This window comes from Cognatilysobacter xinjiangensis (assembly GCF_014651995.1).
GTDB lineage: Bacteria > Pseudomonadota > Gammaproteobacteria > Xanthomonadales > Xanthomonadaceae > Cognatilysobacter > Cognatilysobacter xinjiangensis.
In genome coordinates this window covers 42,696-64,459 of the sequence record NZ_BMXY01000001.1, presented here as the reverse complement: position 1 = coordinate 64,459, position 21,764 = coordinate 42,696, and the positions used below count along the sequence as shown (strand labels likewise).

17 protein-coding genes are annotated in these 21,764 nt (G+C 66.1%); 10 read left to right on the top strand and 7 right to left on the bottom strand.

Translation table 11 applies throughout. The features are described 5' to 3' along the window. Window positions 1-20: 20 nt before the first annotated feature. Window positions 21-1,190 carry an ADP-forming succinate--CoA ligase subunit beta gene (gene sucC, locus IE066_RS00305; protein ID WP_189446347.1) on the bottom strand — a complete coding sequence of 390 codons (1,170 nt, stop codon included), beginning with the start codon at window positions 1,188-1,190 and terminating at the stop codon, window positions 21-23. Window positions 1,191-1,367: 177 nt separating this feature from the next. Here sucC and IE066_RS00300 point away from each other — a divergent pair, with 177 nt between their 5' ends. From IE066_RS00300 to IE066_RS00260, 9 genes are all read left to right on the top strand, one after another. Further along, a complete protein-coding gene (locus IE066_RS00300; protein WP_189448665.1) occupies window positions 1,368-2,954 on the top strand; it encodes a sensor histidine kinase in 1,587 nt (528 codons plus the stop codon). Window positions 2,955-3,027: 73 nt separating this feature from the next. After that, the gene (locus IE066_RS00295) at window positions 3,028-4,461 is read left to right on the top strand and encodes a sigma-54-dependent transcriptional regulator (RefSeq protein WP_189446346.1); all 1,434 of its coding nucleotides are present in this window, start codon (window positions 3,028-3,030) and stop codon (window positions 4,459-4,461) included. A gap of 250 nt (window positions 4,462-4,711) precedes the next feature. Further along, complete coding sequence (locus tag IE066_RS00290; protein WP_189446345.1) at window positions 4,712-5,122, top strand: pilin; 411 nt, start codon at window positions 4,712-4,714, stop codon at window positions 5,120-5,122. A gap of 58 nt (window positions 5,123-5,180) precedes the next feature. Then, window positions 5,181-7,079 carry a hypothetical protein gene (locus IE066_RS00285; protein ID WP_189446344.1) on the top strand — a complete coding sequence of 633 codons (1,899 nt, stop codon included), beginning with the start codon at window positions 5,181-5,183 and terminating at the stop codon, window positions 7,077-7,079. Next, on the top strand, window positions 7,072-7,530 hold the full coding sequence (locus IE066_RS00280) for a GtrA family protein (protein WP_189446343.1): 459 nt from the start codon (window positions 7,072-7,074) through the stop codon (window positions 7,528-7,530). The genes IE066_RS00285 and IE066_RS00280 overlap by 8 nt, the downstream gene beginning before the upstream one ends. Continuing rightward, complete coding sequence (locus tag IE066_RS00275) at window positions 7,527-9,068, top strand: NAD(P)/FAD-dependent oxidoreductase (protein ID WP_189446342.1); 1,542 nt, start codon at window positions 7,527-7,529, stop codon at window positions 9,066-9,068. Before IE066_RS00280 ends, IE066_RS00275 begins: the two co-directional genes overlap by 4 nt. A gap of 106 nt (window positions 9,069-9,174) precedes the next feature. Continuing rightward, a complete protein-coding gene (pilB, locus tag IE066_RS00270) occupies window positions 9,175-10,902 on the top strand; it encodes a type IV-A pilus assembly ATPase PilB (RefSeq protein ID WP_189446341.1) in 1,728 nt (575 codons plus the stop codon). 3 nt (window positions 10,903-10,905) lie between these two features. Then, window positions 10,906-12,159 (top strand): type II secretion system F family protein, encoded by a 1,254-nt coding sequence (locus IE066_RS00265; RefSeq protein WP_189446340.1) that lies wholly within the window; start codon window positions 10,906-10,908, stop codon window positions 12,157-12,159. Between the two features lie 3 nt (window positions 12,160-12,162). Then, entirely contained in the window at window positions 12,163-13,026 is an 864-nt protein-coding gene (locus IE066_RS00260; protein WP_189446339.1) for a prepilin peptidase, read from the top strand. 4 nt (window positions 13,027-13,030) lie between these two features. Here the strand turns inward: IE066_RS00260 and coaE are convergent, their stop codons facing one another. From coaE to IE066_RS00240, 4 genes are all read right to left on the bottom strand, one after another. Then, entirely contained in the window at window positions 13,031-13,651 is a 621-nt protein-coding gene (gene coaE, locus IE066_RS00255; RefSeq protein WP_189446338.1) for a dephospho-CoA kinase, read from the bottom strand. Window positions 13,652-13,676: 25 nt separating this feature from the next. Then, the gene (locus IE066_RS00250) at window positions 13,677-14,630 is read right to left on the bottom strand and encodes a Nudix family hydrolase (protein WP_189446337.1); all 954 of its coding nucleotides are present in this window, start codon (window positions 14,628-14,630) and stop codon (window positions 13,677-13,679) included. A 49-nt stretch (window positions 14,631-14,679) separates the two neighbouring features. Then, window positions 14,680-17,400, bottom strand: a complete 2,721-nt coding sequence (secA, locus tag IE066_RS00245) for a preprotein translocase subunit SecA (protein WP_189446336.1) — start codon at window positions 17,398-17,400, stop codon at window positions 14,680-14,682. 145 nt (window positions 17,401-17,545) lie between these two features. Beyond that, window positions 17,546-18,346 carry a M23 family metallopeptidase gene (locus IE066_RS00240; protein ID WP_425488914.1) on the bottom strand — a complete coding sequence of 267 codons (801 nt, stop codon included), beginning with the start codon at window positions 18,344-18,346 and terminating at the stop codon, window positions 17,546-17,548. An 88-nt stretch (window positions 18,347-18,434) separates the two neighbouring features. Between IE066_RS00240 and IE066_RS00235 the strand changes: the two genes are divergently transcribed. After that, window positions 18,435-18,884, top strand: a complete 450-nt coding sequence (locus tag IE066_RS00235) for a DciA family protein (protein ID WP_425488865.1) — start codon at window positions 18,435-18,437, stop codon at window positions 18,882-18,884. Window positions 18,885-19,122: 238 nt separating this feature from the next. Here IE066_RS00235 and lpxC read toward each other — a convergent pair whose 3' ends face one another. Together lpxC and ftsZ are read right to left on the bottom strand one after the other, a co-directional pair. Then, entirely contained in the window at window positions 19,123-20,043 is a 921-nt protein-coding gene (gene lpxC / locus IE066_RS00230) for a UDP-3-O-acyl-N-acetylglucosamine deacetylase (protein ID WP_189446334.1), read from the bottom strand. Window positions 20,044-20,386: 343 nt separating this feature from the next. After that, a complete protein-coding gene (gene ftsZ / locus IE066_RS00225; protein ID WP_189446333.1) occupies window positions 20,387-21,622 on the bottom strand; it encodes a cell division protein FtsZ in 1,236 nt (411 codons plus the stop codon). Between the last annotated feature and the right edge of the window lie 142 nt (window positions 21,623-21,764).

Here is a 21,764-nt window from a genome sequence, read left to right as displayed (position 1 = left end):
TCGCGTCGCCGCGCGTGGGATCAGGCGGCGTTCTTGACGGCCGCGACGGCCTTCTTCGCGCCGTCGTTGATGTCGTCGGCCGCCGTGATGGCGAGGCCGGAGGTGCGCAGCAGCTCCTTGCCCGCTTCGACGTTCGTGCCCTCGAGGCGCACGATCACCGGCACCTTGACGTCGACTTCCTTGACCGCCGCGATGATGCCTTCGGCGATCATGTCGCAGCGGACGATGCCGCCGAAGATGTTCACGAAGATCGCCTTCACCTTGTCGCTCGACAGGATCAGCTTGAACGCCTCAGTGACGCGCTCCTTCGTCGCGCCGCCGCCCACGTCGAGGAAGTTCGCCGGCGAACCGCCGTTGAGCGCGATGACGTCCATCGTCGCCATGGCCAGGCCCGCGCCGTTGACCATGCAGCCGATGTCGCCGTCCATCGTGACGTAGTTGAGGTCGTACTTCGACGCCAGCACTTCGGTCTCGTCTTCCTGGCGCGTGTCGCGCATGGCCACGAGGTCGGCGTGGCGGAACGAGGCGTTGTCGTCGGAGTTGATCTTGCCGTCGAGCACGGCGAGGTCGCCGTTGGTGAGGATCGCGAGCGGGTTCAGCTCGACCAGCGCGAGGTCCTTGTCCATGAACAGCTTGAACAGGCCGGTCATGATCTTGGTCAGCTGCCCGACCTGCTTCGCGTTCAACCCCATCGCGAAGCCGACGTCGCGGCACTGGTACGGCTGCAGGCCTTCGACGTAGTTGATGTTGAGCGTGTGGATCGCCTCCGGCTTCTCGGCCGCGACCTGCTCGATGTCCATGCCGCCCTCGGCCGACGCTATGAACGTCACCGACTTGGTGGCGCGATCGACGAGCACCGAGAGGTAGAGCTCCTTGTCGATGTCCGTGCCTTCCGAGATCAGCACGCTGTCGATCGGCAGCTCGACGCCGGCGGTCTGGTAGGTGGCCATCTTGGTGCCGAGCATCGCCTTGGCGTACTCGCGTACCTCGTCATACGACTTCGCCAGCTTCACGCCGCCGGCCTTGCCGCGGCCACCCGCGTGGATCTGCGCCTTCACGACCCAGAGGTCGCCCGGGATCTGCTTGGCCGCCGCGACGGCTTCGTCCGGCGAACGGGCGACGATGCCCTTGGGAACGGCAATGCCGTAATCGGCAAAGAGCTGCTTTGCCTGGTACTCGTGGAAATTCATGCGTCACCGAAGGATGGACGTGGGGGCTCGCGCGCGAAAGCGCACCCGACAGGCCGGCGCGAGGGGGCGTTATTGTCGCCGATCGGGCCGGGCCGGGCAAAACGGCCCGCCCGCCGGGCCGGCCCCGGGACGGGCACCTATACTCCGGCGACCTGCCGCCGGACGCGCGCCGTGCCCCTGAAGACCGCCGTCACCCCGCTCGACGCCGACCACGTCCTCTACCGCGAGCTGCGGCTGTTCAATCTCTACCGGATCCTCGAAGCCGCGCTGCTGGTGCTGGCGGTGTTCGGCCCGGTGGCGGGCATGCTGGAGCTGCCGCGCCACGAGCTGCAGGCGCGCGCGGTGGTGATCGCCTACCTGTTCGTGTCGCTCGTGGTGTTCGGCCTCGGGCGACGCCTGGACGTGCGCGTCTCCGCCGGCATCGGCATCGCCGCCGACCTGTTCTTCGGCGTGCTGGCCATGCATGCGCTGCCAGCGGCGGGCACCGGGATCGCGCTGATGCTGATGTTCAACGTCGGCGCCGCCTCGTTGCTGCTGCCGCCGCGCTTCGCCTTCACCTTCGCAGGCATCGCGGTGCTGCTGCTGATCGGCGAGTTCGCCTGGAGCACGGCCGACGAGGGCACCGGGCGCTCGCTCGCCGAGCCGGTGATGTTCGCCATCGGCTACTTCGCGCTCGCCACGCTGATGAATGTGCTGGGCCGGCAGATGCGCGAGAGCTACGAGATCGCGGCGCTGCGCACCACCGAGAACGAGCACCTCGCGCAGGTCAACGAACTGATCATCCGTCGCCTGCGCACCGGCGTGCTGCTGGTCGACGGCGCCGGGCGCATGCGCCTGGCCAACGAGGCCGCGTCCGCGCTGGTGGGCGACGTGGGCGACGAGATCCACGGCTTCCGCGAGCTGGCCGTTGCGGTGCCGGAACTCGGCCGTCGGCTCGATGCCTGGCGCGAGAAAGCGGCGGTCGACGACACGCCGCTGCGCCTCGCTGTCGACCAGCCCGACGTGATCCCGCGCTTCGCCCGCCTGCAGGCCAACAGCGACCAGGTGCTGGTCTTCCTCGACGACACCTCGCTGGTCTCGCAGCGCGCCGAGTCGATCACGCTCGCCACGCTCGGGCGCTTCTCGGCGAGTCTCGCGCACGAGATCCGCAACCCGCTCGCGGCGATGAGCTACGCGGTGCAGCTGCTGGAGGAATCGGACGACATCCGCCCCGCCGACCGTCGCCTGCTGGAGATCATCCACCAGCACATCGTGCGCATGAACGGCATCGTCGAGAACGTGCTGGGCCTCGCGCGGCGCGAGCCGGCCAAGCCCGTCGTGGTCGACCTCGTCGAGTTCTCCCGCCACTTCGTCGACGACTACCTGGTCAGCCACCCGATCGAGGGCGACATGCTGACGAGCGCCTCCGCGCTGTCGACCCTGCCCGCGCTGTTCGACCCGCGCCAGCTGCACCAGGCGGTCACGGTGCTGGTCAGCAACGCGCTCAACTACGGCCGCATGCCCGGCGAACCCGCGCGCGTCACGCTGCGCGTCGGCGTCGACGGCGGCCAGCCGGTGCTCGATGTGCTCGATCGCGGCCCCGGCATCCCCGAGCCGCTGCGCGGGCGGCTGTTCAAGCCGTTCTTCACCACCTCCAGCCACGGCACCGGCCTCGGGCTCTACATCGCCCGCGAGCTCTGCCGCGCCAACCAGGCCACGCTGGACTACGTTCCCACGCCCGGCGTCGGCGGCTGCTTCCGCATCCGGCTGAGCGCACTGGGTTGACGCAGGCCTGACCCAAACCGCACGAAGTGGCCGCAGGCGGTCACTTCCGCTAAGGTGCGCAGCGGAGGAACCGATGGCCGAAACCCGTAGCGAACCCGCCCGCACCGCTCTCGTCGTGGACGACGAACGCGACATCCGCGAACTTCTCGTCATGACCCTGGGCCGCATGGGCCTGCGCTGCGACACGGCCGCGAACGTCACCGACGCCCGCGCCCTCCTTTCCAGGAACCGCTACGACCTCTGCCTGACCGACATGCGCCTGCCCGACGGCACGGGGCTGGAGATCGTGTCGGAGATCAACCAGAAGCATCCGACCACGCCGGTCGCGATGATCACGGCCTTCGGCAACGTCGAGGCGGCGGTCGAGGCGCTGAAGGCCGGCGCCTTCGACTTCGTCAGCAAGCCCGTGGACCTGGGCGTGCTGCGCGACCTCGTCCGCCAGGCGCTCGAGCTGCACGAGAAGCGCCGCGCGGCCAGCGAGTCGGGCATCTCGTCGCGCCTGTTCGGCGAATCGCCGGCCATGGCGAGCTTGCGCGCCACGCTGACCAAGGTCGCCCGCAGCCAGGCCCCGGTGTACATCTCCGGCGAATCGGGCGTCGGCAAGGAACTGGTCGCCCGCACCATCCACGCCGAGGGCGGCCGCGCCTCCGGGCCGTTCGTGCCGGTCAACTGCGGCGCGATCCCCGCCGAGCTGATGGAGAGCGAGTTCTTCGGCCACAAGAAGGGCAGCTTCACCGGCGCGCATGCCGACAAGCCCGGCCTGTTCCAGGCGGCCGACGGCGGCACGCTGTTCCTCGACGAGGTCGCCGAGCTGCCACTGCCGATGCAGGTCAAGCTGCTGCGCGCGATCCAGGAGAAGTCGATCCGGCCGGTCGGCGCCAATGCCGAGGTCAAGGTCGACGTCCGCATCCTCTCGGCCACGCACAAGGACCTCGCGGCGCTGGTCGAGGAAGGCCGCTTCCGCCACGACCTCTACTACCGCATCAACGTCATCGAGCTGCGCGTGCCGCCGCTGCGCGAACGCCCCGAGGACCTGCCGGGCCTGTCGGACGTCATCCTGCGCCGCCTCGCCGGCGCGCAGGGCCGCGGCGTGCCGCACCTGTCGCCCGATGCCGTCGCCGCCCTGCGCGACTACGGGTTTCCCGGCAACGTCCGCGAACTGGAAAACGTCCTCGAGCGCGCGCTCGCCATGGCCGACGGCGACACCATCCATGCCGACGACCTGAGCCTGCCGAAAGGCGGCCCGAAGCCGGCCGCGGCATCGACCGCCGCGCCGGCCGCGTCGACGCCTGCCGCCGCCCCATCGCCGCCGGCCGCCGACCCCCGCCTGCTCGACCCGCGCGACACCGCGACCAGCGCCCTGCCCTCCTACATCGAGGAGATCGAGCGCGCCGCCATCCAGCACGCGCTACAGGAGAACCGCTACAACAAGACCCGCACCGCGGCGGCCCTCGGCATCACCTTCCGGGCCCTGCGGTACAAGCTGAAGAAGCTGGGGATCGAGTAGGTTCGCCAACAGGTGACACGCCGCGTCACCCGATCGCGTAAGCTGACGTTCAGCGGCAGGCCGGGGACGAGATGCCTGCCGTCAAGCGTGACCGGGAGCCCGAAAGCCGCCCATACCCGTTGGCATGTCGCCTTGGCACGGGTTATGCGTATGTCCGGATGCACGGATAGCACGCACGGCGGACCGAAGGATCCGGCGAGTCGTCCGTAGTGATCCGTGAAGTTCCAAATCCACTCCTAGGGGATACACCATGAAGAAGCAGCAGGGCTTTACCCTCATCGAACTGATGATCGTCGTCGCGATCATCGCCATCCTGGCCGCGATCGCGCTGCCGGCTTACAGCGACTACACGAAGAAGTCGAAGGTGTCGGAAGTGGTGTTGGCCGCTTCGGCTGTGCGTACTGCCGTGGCGGAGTACGCCTCGTCGAACAACTCGCTGCCGCCTGCAGCGTGGGCCGGCTTTGAGGCGCAGTCGTCGAAGTATGTCTCCAGCGTCGCTTGGAATGGCACCACCATTACGGCAACCGCCAGGGGCATTGGTAGCGGCGTCGATACCAGCACCATCACGCTTACGGCTGCGCTCAACTCGGCCAATGGCACCGTTGACTGGACCTGCAGCGGCTCGATCCCCGCCAAGTACCGTCCTGGCAGCTGCCAGTAATTAATTAAGATGTAGAAAAGACCCCGCGTCCGCGGGGTCTTTTTTTTCGGAGATCAGCATGCTGGATCGCATGCACCGCTGGACGCCCTGGTTTTTTGCGGCTGCGCTGTTGTTATATCTCAAGCCCTACACCGGCATTCGCCACGACGCCCTGTTGTATCTCGGTCAAGGTCTGAATTTCCTGCATCCCGCGTCCTTCGCGCAAGACCTGTTTTTCGCAGCCGGCAGCCAGGCCGATTACACGCTTTTCCCACGACTGATCGCGGTGCTGTTGCGCCACAGCGAACCTGGCGCCGTGTTTCTATGGCTTTCACTGGTGGGGCGCTGTGCGTTTTACGTCGCCAGTTGGCTGCTGCTTCGCACCTTCATGCCGCAGCGATGGGCTTTTCCGGCCCTGCTGGCGCTACTGGTGATGCCAGGACGCTACGGCGCCTTCAGCATCTTTGCGTACGCCGAGCCGTTTCTTACACCACGCCCGTTCTCCGAGGCGCTTTCGCTCCTCGCGATCGCCCTGACTATCCGGAGGCGTCTACCCGCGGCAGCCGCCGCGCTCGCCTTGGCACTGGTGCTTCATCCTCTGCAAGCCATTTCGGCGGCAGTCGTTGCTTGGTGCTGGCTGGTCATTGGAGATCGGCGCTGGCTGTGGTGCATCACCGCGGTTCTTCCCGCGTTTGTGTTCGCCGCAATTGGCGTCAAGCCTTTCGACGGGCTACTGCTCCACGTCGATCCCGAGTGGTGGACCGTCATCCGAGCATTCAGTTCTCAAACCCTCTTGCAGGGTTGGAATCCGCGCGATTGGGCGATTGTCGTCACTGACATCTATTTGCTGCATCTCCTGATGGGCCATTGCGGCGACAGCGCAATGTCGCGAATCGCCAAGGCGTCACTCTCCGCAGCGCTGATCGGGCTCGCGTTAACGGGCGTTTTTGTGGACTTACTGAGGCTGCAGTTGCCGCTTGCTTTGCAGTTCTGGCGCACTCTTTGGGTAGCTCACTGGGTTGCGATGGCCGGCCTGCCTCTGCTGGTCGCAAGCGAATGGCAAACGGAAGCAGCACCGAAAGTACGGACACTGCTTCTCCTTGCCATTGCCGCTCTGGGTGCCAGCCTGCCTCGCATACCACTGCCTTTGGTTGCCTTGGCATTTATTCCACTGCACATGTTCTGGCCTGCGATGTCTCACTCTGTCTCGCACGGCATGCGGCGACTGCTGGCGGCAGTCGCACTGGCGGCGATCGCAGGCGGACTGGTTCGCTATGTCATCGGCAGTTCGATGGTCTTCGACATGTTCGGAGGGGACCTGTCGCGTGTCCGCCATGACGTGATCCTACTCGGATTTCCGGCGCTGACTGCCGCCCTCGTTTTTGCCGCGTTCGTCGTATACCGCAGGGTCAATGGCAATTGGCGAATCGCTACCACCCTGTCCGCTGCCTTGCTTCTCCTCGCCACTGGCATCCAATTCGACTCACGGAGTCAGTGGAGTCGGTTGGTAGAAAGCCACTCGGCCGATGGCTATGTGTTCGCCGGTCTTGTCCGGCCGGGCGCCACGGTCTACTGGCCATCGGTGGAAGAATCGCCGTTGGCGCCGTGGTTGGTAATGGGGCGCGCCAGCTATTTCACGCCTGGGCAGATGGCAGGGCAAATGTTCAACCGGGAGACTTCGATACTCGGCCTGAAGAGATTTACGCAGGTCGAGCCGATCCAGCAGCAGTTCACCTACTGCCTCACGCTTAATGCTATGAGCGGTGATGACAACGCGTGCTGGCTCGGAGACGAGGGCCTGAGCCACCTCTGCACGCCCCGAGAGGACATTGAACCTCCAGACTATTTCGTCGTCCCCTTCCGCCAGAAAAATCGTTTGTCATCATGGACAGTGAGGACAGGGGGCAATTCGGCAACAATCTTCCATCTGTATCGCTGCAGCGACTTTGCATCCAAGGAAGCGAGCGCACATGTATAGCACTGCCGAACACACCGGGTCGTTGACGCGGTCGCAGCGCTGGGCGCGTTCAGCCGTAGCGATACGCAAGTTGATTCGTTATTTTTTCGGCTCGGTAGCGGCGCTAGCGCTGGATACAGCGGTCTTCTCTGCTTGCATACGGCTCCTGGGTATGGCCTGGCCCATTGCGGCAACCCTCGGCTTCATTGCAGGCACGATCCTCCTCTACGCATATAGCGTCCACTGGGTATTCACCAGCCGCACGATGCGCGCGAATGCATTGACGGAGTTTGCCTACTTCGCTTCCGCAGGCGTGCTCGGGCTTGGACTGACTCAGGTACTGCTTTACGTAGGTATCGAAATTATTCGAATGCCCCCTGAAGCTGTCCGCCTTGCGGCGGCAGGTGTCACATTCGTCTTTAATTACTCACTGCGCACGTTTTTACTTTTCAGGAAGCTTCCGTCCGTATGACAGTTGTAATCGTTGGCGCGGGCCCCGCCGGGCTCACAGCCGCCCTTGAACTACAGGCCGCAGGTAAAACGGACGTCGTTGTTCTGGAGGCCGACAGCCTAGTTGGCGGCATATCCAGGACGGTTGACCACAACGGGAACCGTATCGATATCGGCGGCCATCGCTTTTTCTCCAAGTCAGACTGGGTCATGCAATGGTGGGCAGCACTTTTACCGGTCGAGAGTGGCACGGCGTGCGCAGGCTTGAACCTTCAGTACAAGGGTCAGTCACGAGATACGCTACCGGACCATACCAAGAGCCCGTCGGATGATGTCGATGAGGTAATGCTCCTTCGCAGCCGATTATCACGTATTTACTACAACCGGCAGTTTTTCGATTACCCGCTTAAATTGAACTTTGACAGCCTCCGAAAGCTCGGAGCGCTTAAGACTGTTGTGTTCGGCTTTAGTTACGTGGCTGCACGACTGAAGCCCATTCAACCCGAGCGATCGCTTGAGGACTTTCTGATCAACCGGTTTGGCGCCAAGTTATACCGCCAGTTCTTCAAGGAATATACCGAGAAGGTCTGGGGTGTGCCCTGCAATGAAATCAGCGCTGCATGGGGCGCACAAAGAATTAAGAGCCTCTCGGTGACGAAGGCTCTATTGCATGCAGCAAGGCAGATGCTCGGGCTTGGCGGGGACAGGGCTGAGCAGACATCCCTCATCGAAAGCTTCCTTTACCCGAAGTACGGCCCAGGGCAAATGTGGGAAGTGGCCGCGCGACGCTTTGTCGAGAACGGAGGTCGACTAATAATGGAGGCCCGTGTGACCGAGATCGAAATCGAACACGGCATGGCCCGCTCGGTCACTTATGTCAAAGGCGGCCGAGAAATCGCTGTCCAAGCATCGCATGTTATCTCCACCATGCCCGTTCGTGATCTGGTGTTTGCCTCGTCCAGCGCATGGCCCGAACACGTTGTCTCAATTGCGCGCGACCTAGCATACCGTGATTTCATTACCGTGGGTCTGCTTTACCCACGAGCCGCCCTGCCAAGGCCGCTAGACGACAACTGGATCTATGTCCAAGAGCCCGGGGTAAAGGTGGGCCGTGTTCAGGTATTTAATAATTGGAGCCCCTTCATGGTCGCGTCGCCTGACACTGTTTGGCTTGGGCTCGAATTTTTCTGCCGAGAAACCGATGAACTATGGCACATGGATGACCATGAGTTGATCGCTCTCGCACAGCGCGAAATGCTCGATATCGGACTTGTTTCAGTACGTCAGACTCTTGACTCCGTTGTTATCCGAGTCCCAAAGGCGTACCCGGGCTATTTTGGCGCCGCGTATGACCGCTTCGACGAGCTAAGGGGTGCGCTTGATTCGATAGAAAATCTTTTTCTGGTCGGCAGAAACGGTATGCATCGCTACAACAATCAGGACCATTCGATGCTTACCGCCCGGGAAGCTGCCCGCCAAATAGCACATGGTGAGGTTGATAAGTCGAAGATCTGGGCAATCAATATTGACGACGAATATCACGAGGAAAAGGCCGCCTGAGAGGCCAAACGGGCTGATCGTGATTCCATCCGCAGGTTGCGCATGGTCTTTCCATAGGGGGCGACTGATGCGGTAGAGTCCATCTGGGGAAATTGGGTGCCACAACATGTCAGCTATTGCCAGCCCTAACCTAGTGGGCATCACGGGCATTGCCCGCCGTCTGGTGCTTGACGGCGCCTTGGATGAGAGCAGCGCTCGAGACGCGATGAATGCCGCGACGGCAGAGAAGAAGCCGCTCGCGGCTTACCTTTCCGAGCGAAGGCTTGTCACGGCCGCCAGCATGGCTGCTGCGAACTCGGTCGAGTTCGGTGTCCCCTTACTGGATGCCAGCGCGTTCGACCCCGGTCAATCGGCCATCAAGCTGGTCAACGAGGAGCTGCTGCGCAAGCACGGCGTGCTGCCGCTGTTCAAGCGCGGCAACCGGCTGTTCGTGGGCGTCACCGACCCCACCAACTCGCACGCGCTCGACGAGATCAAGTTCCAGACGAACCTCGCCGTCGAGGCGATCCTCGTCGACGCCGACACGATCGCGCGCTGCCTGGACCGCTGGGCCGAGACCTCCGACAGCTTCGGCGACGACGGCGGCGACGGCGAAGGCCTCGAGAACCTCGAAGTCGGCAAGGACGACGAGGGCGGCGGCACCGGCGACGCCGGCGTGGACGCCAAGGGCGACGACACGCCGGTGGTGCGATTCGTCAACAAGGTGCTGGTCGACGCGATCCGCCGCGGCGCCTCGGACATCCACTTCGAGCCCTACGAAACCGAATACCGCGTGCGCATGCGCATCGACGGCATCCTCAAGCAGGTGGCCAAGGCGCCGGTGCAGCTCAACACGCGCATCGCCGCCCGCCTGAAGGTGATGAGCCAGCTCGACATCGCCGAGAAGCGCGTGCCGCAGGACGGCCGCATCAAGCTCAACCTGTCCAAGACCAAGCAGATCGACTTCCGCGTCAGCACCCTGCCCACGCTGTTCGGCGAGAAGGTGGTGCTGCGTATCCTCGACGGCAGCGCGGCCAAGCTCGGCATCGACAAGCTGGGCTACGAGGAGGACCAGAAGGAACTCTTCCTCAACGCGATCGCCAAGCCCTACGGCATGGTGCTGGTCACCGGCCCGACCGGCTCGGGTAAGACGGTGTCGCTGTACACCGCGCTCAACATCCTCAACGAGGACGCGCGCAACATCTCCACGGTCGAGGACCCGGTCGAAATCCGCGTGCCGGGCATCAACCAGGTGCAGATGAACGTCAAGCGCGGCATGACCTTCGCCGCCGCGCTGCGCAGCTTCCTGCGACAGGACCCGGACGTGATCATGGTCGGCGAAATCCGCGACCTCGAGACGGCCGAGATCGGCGTCAAGGCCGCGCAGACCGGCCACATGGTGCTGTCGACGCTGCATACCAACGACGCGCCGCAGACCATCGCGCGCCTGATGAACATGGGCATCGCGCCCTACAACATCACCTCGTCGGTGACCCTGATCATCGCGCAGCGCCTCGCCCGGCGCCTGCACGACTGCAAGCGCCCGGTGCACCTGCCCGAGCACGCGCTGCTGTCGGAGGGCTTCACCCCCGAGGAAATCGCCAACGGCATCACGCTCTACGAGCCGGTCGGTTGCGCCGACTGCACGGAGGGCTACAAGGGCCGTACGGGTATCTACCAGGTGATGCCGATGACCGACCAGATCCAGGCCATCATCCTGGAGGGCGGCAACGCCATGCAGATCGCGGAGGCCGCGCAGCGTTCGGGCATTCGCGACCTGCGGCAGTCGGCACTGCTGAAAGCCAGGAACGGCGTGACCAGCCTCGCCGAAATCAACCGCGTCACCAAGGACTAAACCATGTCCGCGAGTCGATCCGCAGCAAAAACCGCCCCGCGCGCCAATGACGGCCTGCAGACCTTCACCTGGGTTGGCAAGGACAAGCGCGGCGTCGTCATGAAGGGCGAGACGCCCGCCAAGAACATCAACCTAGTCAAGGCGGAACTGCGCAGGCAGGGCATCACCCCGCAGACGGTGAAGCCGAAGGCCAAGCCGCTGTTCGGCAGCGCCGGCAAGCCGATCAAGCCTGGCGACATCGCGGTCTTCAGCCGCCAGATCGCCACCATGATGAAGTCGGGCGTGCCGATCGTGGCCGCGCTCGAGATCATCGGGAATGGCAATAAGAACATTCGCATGCAGAAGCTCATCAATGCGATTCGCAGCGATATCCAAGGCGGCATGTCGTTCTCAGAGGCTCTCACAAAGCATCCGGTGCAATTCGACGAGCTCTACCGCAATCTTGTCCGAGCCGGTGAAACAGCAGGTGTGCTCGACACCGTCCTCGACACAATTGCGACCTATAAGGAAAACCTTGAGGCACTCAAGGGAAAAATTAAAAAAGCGATGTTCTACCCGGCAATGGTCGTTGCCGTCGCGCTCATCGTTAGCGCGGTCCTGCTTATCTTTGTTGTTCCCCAATTCGAAGACGTCTTTAAGAGTTTTGGCGCGGAACTTCCGGCATTCACGCAGATGGTCGTGAACTTGAGCCGATTCATGGTCAGCTGGTGGTGGGTGATATTTCTCGCGTTGGTCGGTTCTGTCGTGGGCCTCATCGCCTTCTACAAGCGCTCTGAGGCACTGCAGCACACGGTTGACCGAGTCGTGCTGAAGGTTCCGGTGATCGGACAGATCATGAACAACTCGGCGATCGCGCGTTTCGCGCGCACGCTGGGCGTCACCTTCCGCGCGGGCGTGCCGCTCGTCGAGGCGCTCGACATCGTCGCCGGTGCAACCGGCAATCGTGTCTACACCGACGCTGTGCGCCGCATCCGCGACGACGTCGCCGTGGGCTACCCGGTCAACCTGTCGATGAAGCAGGTCAACCTGTTCCCGCACATGGTCATCCAGATGACGGCCATTGGCGAGGAAGCCGGCGCGCTCGACACCATGCTGTTCAAGGTCGCGGAGTTCTACGAGCAGGAGGTCAACAACGCGGTGGATGCGCTGTCGAGCCTGCTCGAGCCGATGATCATGGTGTTCCTCGGCGTGATCGTCGGCGGCATGGTGATCGCCATGTACCTGCCGATCTTCAAGCTCGGCGCAGTGGTCGGATAAGCGGTGGCTTTTCTAGATCAGAATCCCGCCATCGGGTATCCCCTCGCTGCCGGCCTCGGCCTTCTGGTCGGCAGCTTCCTCAACGTGGTGATCCTCCGCCTTCCGGGGCGGCTGGAGTGGGCGTGGAAGCAGGACTCGCGCGAGGTGCTGGGCCTCGACGAGGTCTACGACCCGCCGCCGCCGGGCATCGTCGTCGAGCGCTCGCACTGCCCGCACTGCAAGCACGTGTTGAGCTGGTACGAGAACATCCCGCTGTTCAGCTGGCTCGCGCTGCGCGGCAAGTGCCGCCACTGCAAGGCGCCGATCTCGCCGCAGTACCCGCTGGTCGAACTGCTGACGATGCTGCTGTTCGTCGCCTGCGTGGCGCGCTTCGGCTTCGGCTGGCAGGGTTTCGGCGCGATGGTGTTCACCGCCTTCCTGGTGTCGATGTCGGGCATCGACCTGCGTACGCAGTTGCTGCCCGATTCGTTGACGCTGCCGCTGATGTGGCTGGGCCTGATCGCGGCCTCGGACAATCTCTACATCGCCGCCAAGCCCGCGCTGATCGGCGCGGCCGTCGGTTACGGCAGCCTGTGGTCGGTGTGGTGGCTGTTCAAGCAGCTCACCGGCAAGGAGGGCATGGGCCACGGCGACTTCAAGCTGCTCGCCGCCATTGGCGCGTGGACGGGCCTCAAGGGCATCCTGCCGACGGTGCTGATCTCGTCGCTGGTCGGCGCGATCATCGGCTCGATCTTCCTGGCCATGAAGGGCCGCGACCGCGCCACGCCGATTCCATTCGGGCCCTACCTCGCCATCGCCGGCTGGATCGTCTTCTTCTGGGGCGAGGCGATGATCGACGGCTACATGCGCTTCGCGAGCCTGCGCTAGCGCCTCAGGCCGCGACAGCGGCCAGTTGCCGGTAACGGCGATCCAGCGCCTCGATCCGGGGCGCCAGCGATTCCGGGCTTTCCGTGTTGACGAGAACATCGTCGGCGATCGCCAGGCGCTGCGCGCGCGTGGCCTGCGCGGCGATCATGCGGTCGGCCAGCGCGGGCTCGATGGCATCGCGGGCCACCAGGCGCGCGCGTTGCACCTCGACCGGCACGTCGACCACGAGGATCCGCGCGAAATACGGATAGGCGCTGCGCCCGCCGCCCTCGGCGAGCAGCGGAATGGCGGCGATGACGTACGGACCCCGCGCAGCGCGGCAGCGTGCCTCGATGGCCTCGCGCACGCGCGGGTGCACGATGGCCTCGAGCGCGAGGCGCTCGTCGGGCCGGTCGAATACGTGGCGGCGCAACGCCGCGCGGTCGAGGCGGCCATCGGGCTGCAGGACACCCGCGCCGAAATGCGCGACCAGCGCGGCCAAGCCGTCGGTGCCGGGCTCGACCACCTCGCGCGCGATCACGTCCGCGTCGACGACCTCGATGCCGAGCGCCTCGAAGCGGCGGGTCACCTCGCTCTTGCCCGAGGCGATGCCGCCGGTCACGCCGATGACGTAGGGCTCGGTCATGCCGATCTCCGCAGGGGTCGACAGCCTAGCGGACGACGGGGGCGTCGAAGAAGCCGCGGATCGCGGCGATGCCCTGCGCGCCATGCTCGCGCGCCAGCACGAGGTCCTCGCGCGCCAGTCCGCCGATGGCGTAGATCGGCAGCGAGGCGTGCTCGCGCAGGCGCGCGAAGCCGTCCCAGCCCAGCGGCGCCCGATCGGGATGGCTGGGCGTCGCGGCGACGTGGCCGACGACCGCGAAGTCGCAGCCGAGCCGCTCGGCGTGGCGCAGATCGTCGGCGCCGTGACAGGACGCGGCCACCGCCATGCCGTCGGGACGCGCGGGCAGCGTCGCCAGCTGCGCGGCGCGCAGGTGCACGCCGATGCCGAGTTCGCGCGCGAGGTCGATGTCGCCGTTGACCAGCACCTGCGCGCCTGCCGCGACGCAGCGCGCGACCGCCTGCCCGGCGACGCGACGCCATGTCGCAGGCTCGGTGCCCGGCGCGCGCAACTGCACGCGGCGCAGGCCGGCGGCGAGCGCGGCATCCAGCGTGGCCAGCCAGGCGGCTTCGTCCTGCAGTGGCGGGGTCACGGCGTAGAACGGCGGATCGAGCAGCGCGGCCACGACCGGGCGGTCGGCCGGCGGCATGTCGTAGAGCGCGAGCTTCTCGACCGGCACCCAGGCCAGCGCCTGACCCTCGCGGCCGCGCGCGGGCCCGTGCCAGGCCTCGACCTCGCGCACGTCCAGCACCAGCGTCTTGTCGGGGTACTGCTGCGGCACGCGGATCAGCGGCGCGCCGATGCGCGACTCGATGCCGAGTTCCTCGTGCAGCTCGCGCGCGAGCGCCTGCTCCGGCGTCTCGCCGGGCTCGCACTTGCCGCCAGGAAATTCCCACAGGCCGGCGAGATCACGGCCTTCGGTGCGACGCGCCAGCAGGACGCGGCCGCGGACGTCGCGGATCACCCCCGCGACGACATGGATCAATCGTTTCGCACTGCCCATTTCGCGCATCGAACGGCCGGCACGCGCGGAGCGCGCCGGCCGCGGTCCGTCAGGCCAGCTGGCCGTGGCAGTGCTTGTACTTCTTGCCGCTGCCGCAGGGGCACGGATCGTTGCGACCGATGTTGGCCGTCAGCGGATCGGTGGCGGCGAGCACTTCGCCGGCCTCGGTCTCGGTGCCGAGGCCGCCGACGTCGGCGTGCTGGAACTGCATCTGCCGCGCCTGCGCCTCAAGCTGCGCGCGCTGCGCGGCCTCTTCCTGCGCGATCTCCTCCTCGCTGCGGATGCGCACGCGCGCCAGCAGCGTGATCACGTCGCGCTTGACCTTCTCCAGCATCTCGGAGAACAGCTCGAACGCCTCGCGCTTGTACTCCTGCTTGGGCTGCTTCTGCGCGTAGCCGCGCAGGTGGATGCCCTGACGCAGGTAGTCCATGCGGGCGAGGTGCTCCTTCCAGCTCTGGTCGAGCACGTTGAGCATGATGTGCTTTTCCAGCATGCGCATCGTCTCGGCGCCGAGCTGCTCCTCGCGCTGGGCGAAGTGCGCGGCGACCGCCTCGTCGACGTGGCGCAGGATGCCCTCGGCGTCGAGCTCGTGCGAGGACTTGACCAGCCCGTCGAGGTCGAGCTGCACGCCGAAGTCCTCGGCGATGGTCGCCTCCAGGCCGCGCAGGTCCCACTGCTCGTCGATCGAATTCGGCGGCACGAACTTGTCGACGGTGTCGGCGACCACGTCGCCGCGGATGGCAGCGATGTTCTCGCCGACGTCGTCGGCTTCCAGCAGCTCGTCGCGCTGGCCGTAGATGACCTTGCGCTGGTCGTTGTTGACGTCGTCGAACTCGAGCAGGTTCTTGCGGATGTCGAAGTTGTGCGCCTCGACTTTGCGCTGCGCATTGGCGATCTGCTTGGTGACCAGCGGGGACTCGATGATGTCGTCCTCCTTCAGGCCCATGCGCGCCATCACCTTCTGCACCCAGTCGGCCGCGAAGATGCGCATGAGGTTGTCTTCGAGCGACAGGTAGAAGCGCGAGGAGCCCGGGTCGCCCTGGCGACCGGAACGGCCGCGCAGCTGGTTGTCGATACGGCGGGACTCGTGGCGCTCGGTGCCGACGATGTGCAGGCCGCCGGCGGCCTTGACCGCCTCGTGGCGGGCCTGCCACTCCGACTTCAGGCGCTGCTTCGTGACCTCGTCGACCTCGTTGCCGTCCGCTTCGAGCTGCGCGAGCTCGGCTTCCAGCGAACCGCCGAGCACGATGTCGGTACCGCGGCCGGCCATGTTGGTGGCGATGGTGATCGCGCCCGGGCGACCGGCCTGCGCGACGATGTGCGCCTCGCGCTCGTGCTGCTTGGCGTTGAGCACCTCGTGCGGGATGCCGGCCTCGCGCAGTTGCTCGCTGAGCATTTCCGACACCTCGATCGAGGTGGTGCCGACCAGCACCGGCTGCTTCTTCTCGTAGCAGTTCTTGATCTCGGCGAGTACCGCGCGGTACTTGCCGGCGCGGTTGAGGAACACCGCATCCGGATGGTCCTTGCGGATCATCGAGCGGTTGGTCGGGATCACGATGACCTCGAGCCCGTAGATCGACTGGAACTCGTAGGCCTCGGTATCGGCCGTGCCGGTCATGCCGGCGAGCTTGCCGTACATGCGGAACAGGTTCTGGAAGGTGATCGAGGCGAGCGTCTGGTTCTCGCGCTGCACCGGCACGCCTTCCTTCGCTTCCACGGCCTGGTGCAGGCCATCGGACCAGCGGCGGCCCGGCAGCGTGCGGCCGGTGAACTCGTCGACGATGACCACCTCGCCGTCGCGGATGATGTAGTCGACGTCGCGCTGGTAGATGGCATGCGCGCGCAGCGCGGCGTTGAGGTGGTGCACGACGCTGAGGTGGCGCGGGTCGTACAGCTCTTCCTCGCCTTCGAGGATGCCGGCCTTGCGCAGCAGCTGCTCGGCGTGTTCCTGGCCGGCTTCGGACAGGTGCACCTGCTTGCCCTTCTCGTCGACCCAGAAGTCGCCCTCGCCTTCCTCGGTCGCCTGGCGCACGAGCTGCGGGACGATGCGGTTGACCTTGATGTACAGCTCCGGCGATTCGTCGGCCGGGCCGGAGATGATCAGCGGCGTGCGCGCCTCGTCGATCAGGATCGAGTCGACCTCGTCGATGATCGCGAAGTTCAGGCCGCGCTGGACACGGTCCTGCTTCGACAGCGCCATGTTGTCGCGCAGGTAGTCGAAGCCGATCTCGTTGTTGGTGGCGTAGGTGATGTCGGCGGCGTAGGCGGCGCTCTTGTCCGACGACGGCATGCCCGGGTAGACCACGCTCGTGGTCAGGCCCAGCCAGCCGTAGAGCTTGCCCATGGTCGCGGCGTCGCGGCGGGCGAGGTAGTCGTTGACGGTGACGACGTGGACGCCCTTGCCTTCCAGCGCGTTGAGGTAGACCGGCAGCGTCGCGGTGAGCGTCTTGCCTTCACCGGTGCGCATCTCGGCGATCTTGCCCAGGTGCAGCACCATGCCGCCGATCAGCTGCACGTCGAAGTGGCGCATGCCCATCACGCGGACCGAGGCTTCGCGGCAGACCGCGAATGCCTCCGGCAGGATCTTGTCGAGCGATTCGCCGTTCGCGATACGCTGCTGGAACTCCGGCGTCTTCGCCTTGAGCGCCTCGTCGCTGAGCGCTTGCATCTGCGGTTCGAGGGCGTTGATCTTGTCGACGGAGCGCTGCAACTGGCGCAGGAGGCGTTCGTTGCGGCTGCCGAAGACGCGGGTGAGCAGGCTGTTGAGCATGACGGACCGGTTTGGAAAGGGCTGTGGCAGGACGACGGAGCGTCGCCACCAATAAAAAAGGGCGCTGGGCGCCCTTTTACGGCATCGCTGATTGTAGCTGGAGGCGGCCGGCGGCGTTTGCAAGCCGCCCGCCCCAGGCGTGGCCTCAGCCGCGCAGCCGGTTGCCCTGCAGGAACGGGCGTGGATTCACCACCCGTCCGTCCTGCCAGACCTCCAGGTGCACGTGCGCCCCGGTGGAACGGCCGGTCGAGCCGGCCTTGGCGATCTCGTCGCCCGCACGCACCAGCTCGCCGTTGCGACGCACCAGCCGCGAGTTGTGCGCATAGCGCGTCACGTAGCCGTTGCCGTGGTCGATCTCGACGGTATTGCCGTAGCCCGAGCGCTCGCCGACGAAGCTGACCACGCCGTCGGCGACGGCCAGCACCGGATCGCCGGTGTTCGCCGAGAAGTCGATGCCCTTGTGGAACTGGCCGCCGCCGACGATCGGGTCGGCGCGCAGGCCGAAGCCCGAGGTGACATAGCTGTCGATCACCGGCTCGCGCGAGGGCACGGCGCCCAGCGCATGGGCGCGGTCGGCGAGCAGCGTGTCGAGCACCGTCAGCTGCTCGCCCGAGGTCGTGAGCTGCTCCTGCAGCGCGCGCAGCGACTGGTCGAGTTCATCGCGCGGCATGTCGCGGACGGCCTCGTCACCACCGACGCCCACCGGACGCTTGAAGTCGAACTCGCCGTCCTTCAGTCCGCCGATGCGGGTCAGGCGCTCGCCGAGCGCGTTGAGGCGGTTGGCCTGTGCCTGCAGCTCGCCGACGCGTGCGGCCAGCGCGTTCAACTCGCGCTGGGCGCGGGCCTGGGTGAGCTGCGCCTGCGCGGCCTGGTCGGCCAGCCGCTGCTGGGCGATGGCCGCACCGGCCGCGCCGCCGGCGCCGAGCAGGGCGAGGCCGCCGGCCATGAACAGCGACAGCGCGAGCGCCGGGCGGCGCGCGGCGCGATCGCCGAGAAAGACGAGGGCGTCGCTGATGAGACTGCGGGGATTTACGATGCTCGAAACGGTCATAGGTCCGATGTCAGATTCCAAGCCCAGGCTCCGAAGGAAGGCCACCGGCCCGGCCCGCGCACCTCTGGATGCGCTGCTGGACGGCCCGGCGGGCGATCCCGTGCGTCGAGCGCTCTGGCTCGACGACCTGGACGGTCGATTACGCCCATGCCTGCCGCAGGGGCTGGCCGCGCATGCGCGGCTCGCGAACTTCGATCGCGGCAGGCTCGTGTTTGTCGTCGATGCCCCGGTCTGGCAGGCGAAGCTGCGCCTCGCCATCCCGGAACTCCTCCAAGCGGCCCGCTCCATCGGGCTTGCTGCGAGCGACGTCGTGATCAGGACGTCGCCGGGGACTGCCGTGGACCGCAAAACGGTGCTGGCGCCTCGTCCCATGTCGGCCGCGACGCAGCAGGCGCTGCAGGCGGCGCTGGCATCGCTGAGGGACCTCGACTAGTCCCGTACGCCTGATGCCGTGCCCCGTACGGCGACGTACGCCGTCGAGGTGGCGGCATGCTACCCACCGCCTCCCCCGAGGGTGTTAACGGATCGGTAAGCGAAGCGACGGTTTCGTTAAGAGCCGGTTATTCGTCACGACGGATTCACCGGCGTGACGACGAACGGTCGCAAAGCGGCCGCAGCAACCCGAAGGACGCTGCTAAGTCCTTGATCGATATGGGGCGCCTATGCGGCGGTCAGGCCCCGGCGGCGGCGAGGATCGGGCTGCCGAACACCACGGGCGTGGGCGCATCGCCGGTATAGGTCACTTCTTCCCAGGCGCCCTGCTCGGCCAGCAGCGCGCGGACCAGCTTGTTGTTGAGCGCGTGGCCCGACTTGTAGCCCTCGTAGGCGCCGATGATCGGATGCCCGGCGAGATAGAGGTCACCGACCGCGTCAAGGATCTTGTGGCGGACGAACTCGTCGGCGTAGCGCAGGCCGTCGTCGTTGAGCACGCGGAACTCGTCGAGCACGATGGCGTTGTCCATCGAGCCCCCGAGCCCGAGGTTGCGCTCGCGCATGTATTCGAGGTCGCGCATGAAGCCGAACGTGCGGGCGCGGCTGACCTCGCGGATGTAGGCCTCGGTCGAGAAGTCGACCACGGCGCGCGACTGCGAGGCCGGGATCGCCGGATGGTCGAAGCGCACGGTGAAGCCGATGCGGAAGCCCTCGTGCGGGCTGAAACGCGCGACCTTGTCGCCCTCGCGCACTTCCACCTCGCGCACGATGCGAATGAAACGTTTAGGCGCCTCCTGCTCCGCGAGCCCTGCCGACTGCAGCAGGAACACGAACGGGCCGGCCGAGCCGTCCATGATCGGCACTTCGGCCGCGGACAGCTCCACGTAGCAGTTGTCGACGCCGAGACCGGCGAGCGCGGACAGCAGGTGCTCGACCGTCTGGATCTTGCCGATCCCGCAGGTCAGGCCCGTGCACAGCGTGGTCTCGGTGACGAGGTCGGCGCGCGCGGGGACTTCGACCACCGGATCGAGATCGGTGCGGCGGAACACGATGCCCGTATCGGCCGGCGCGGGACGCAGCGCCATGAACACCTTCTCGCCGCTGTGCAGGCCGACGCCGGTCGCGCGGATCGTGTTCTTCAGGGTTCGCTGGCGCAGCATGGTGGGGGCGGGTCTCGTCGAGCCGGTCGAAAAGTTAGCACGCGCCCGGCTGAACCTGAACGGAAAAGCCGCCGCGCCGCGGACGCCGGAGGGACATTGGCCCGAGGCGTCGTGAATGCGGAGTCGAGCGACTGCCGTGGCCGACGGCCGGTGGGCACGGAAATGGCGGGACGCCGGATCGGCATCCCGCCCAAGTCATCGACCGACGGACAGGCGGTCGATGCGGCGGATCGCGACGGCAGCCGTCGGATCGCCCGCAACGCGCGCGGGGCGCGCGCGTCGTGTCACCTCGATGGACCGGCCGGCGCGTGGTACGGCCACGCGGGCGGCGGTCGCCAGCCCGTCAGTCGGCCTGGCGGCGCAGGAAGGCCGGGATGTCGAGGTAGCTGTCGCCACCGAAGTCGGCCACGGCCGGCTGCGCGGCGGGCGCCGACGGCGCGGCATCGGCGCGGGTGCGCAGGCCGCTGGTGAAGCTCGGCACGCCGGCCGACATGTTCGGCGACGAGTACGCGGTCGCCACCTCGTCGATCGGCAGGCCGGTGGTGCCGTCGCGCTTGCTGGCGACCACCTGCATCTGCGGACGGCGCTGCGGCTCGAACGTGCTCGCACGCACCGCGGCGCGGTTGAGGCCCGTCGCCACGACGGTGACGCGCACTTCGTCCTGCATGTCCGGATCGAGCACCGTGCCGATGACGACGGTCGCGTCCTCCGAGGCGAACTGCTCGACCGTGCGGCCGACCTCGTCGAACTCGGCCATCGTGAAATCCGGGCCGGCGGTGATGTTGACGAGAATGCCGTTCGCGCCCGACAGGTTGACGTCGTCGAGCAGCGGGTTCTGGATCGCGGCCTCGGCGGCAGCCTGCGCGCGATCGTCGCCGCGGGCGGCGCCGGTGCCCATCATCGCCAGGCCCATCTCGCTCATGACGGTGCGCACGTCGGCGAAGTCGACGTTGATCAGGCCCGGGCGGACGATCAGGTCGGCGATGCCCTGCACGGCGCCGAGCAGCACGTCGTTCGCGGCGCGGAACGCCTGGATCATCGTGGCGTTGCGGCCGAGCACGGTGATCAGCTTCTCGTTCGGAATCGTGATCAGAGAATCGCAGTGCTGCGACAGTTCCTCGATGCCCTTGAGCGCGACCTGCATGCGGCGGCGGCCTTCGAACGGGAATGGCTTGGTGACGACGGCGACAGTCAGGATGCCCATCTCCTTCGCCAGCTGCGCGACGACCGGCGCGGCGCCGGTGCCGGTGCCGCCGCCCATGCCGGCGGTGATGAACACCATGTCCGCGCCCTGCAGCGCATCCATGATGCGGTCGCGGTCCTCGAGCGCGGCCTGACGACCCACTTCGGGGTTCGCGCCGGCGCCCAGGCCCTTGGTGACGTTGCCGCCGAGCTGCAGCTGCAGCTTCGCGCCGCAGTTCTTGATCGCCTGCGAGTCGGTGTTGGCGGTGATGAACTCCACGCCGTCCACGCTGCTGTTGACCATGTGCGCGACCGCGTTGCCGCCGCCGCCACCCACACCCACGACCTTGATGACGGCGTTAGGAGCCATCTTCTCGACCAGTTCGAAATGCGCCATGTCCGTTGTCCTCGTTGGTGCGGGCATTCGACGTGTCCCCGATGCCCGCTTTATTTGATGTGTATTGTTGCTGAAGTACGAAACGCTGTGTGCTGCCGCTACGATTTTTTTTGCAGTTTTTTTCGTATTTCCCGCTTGCCGC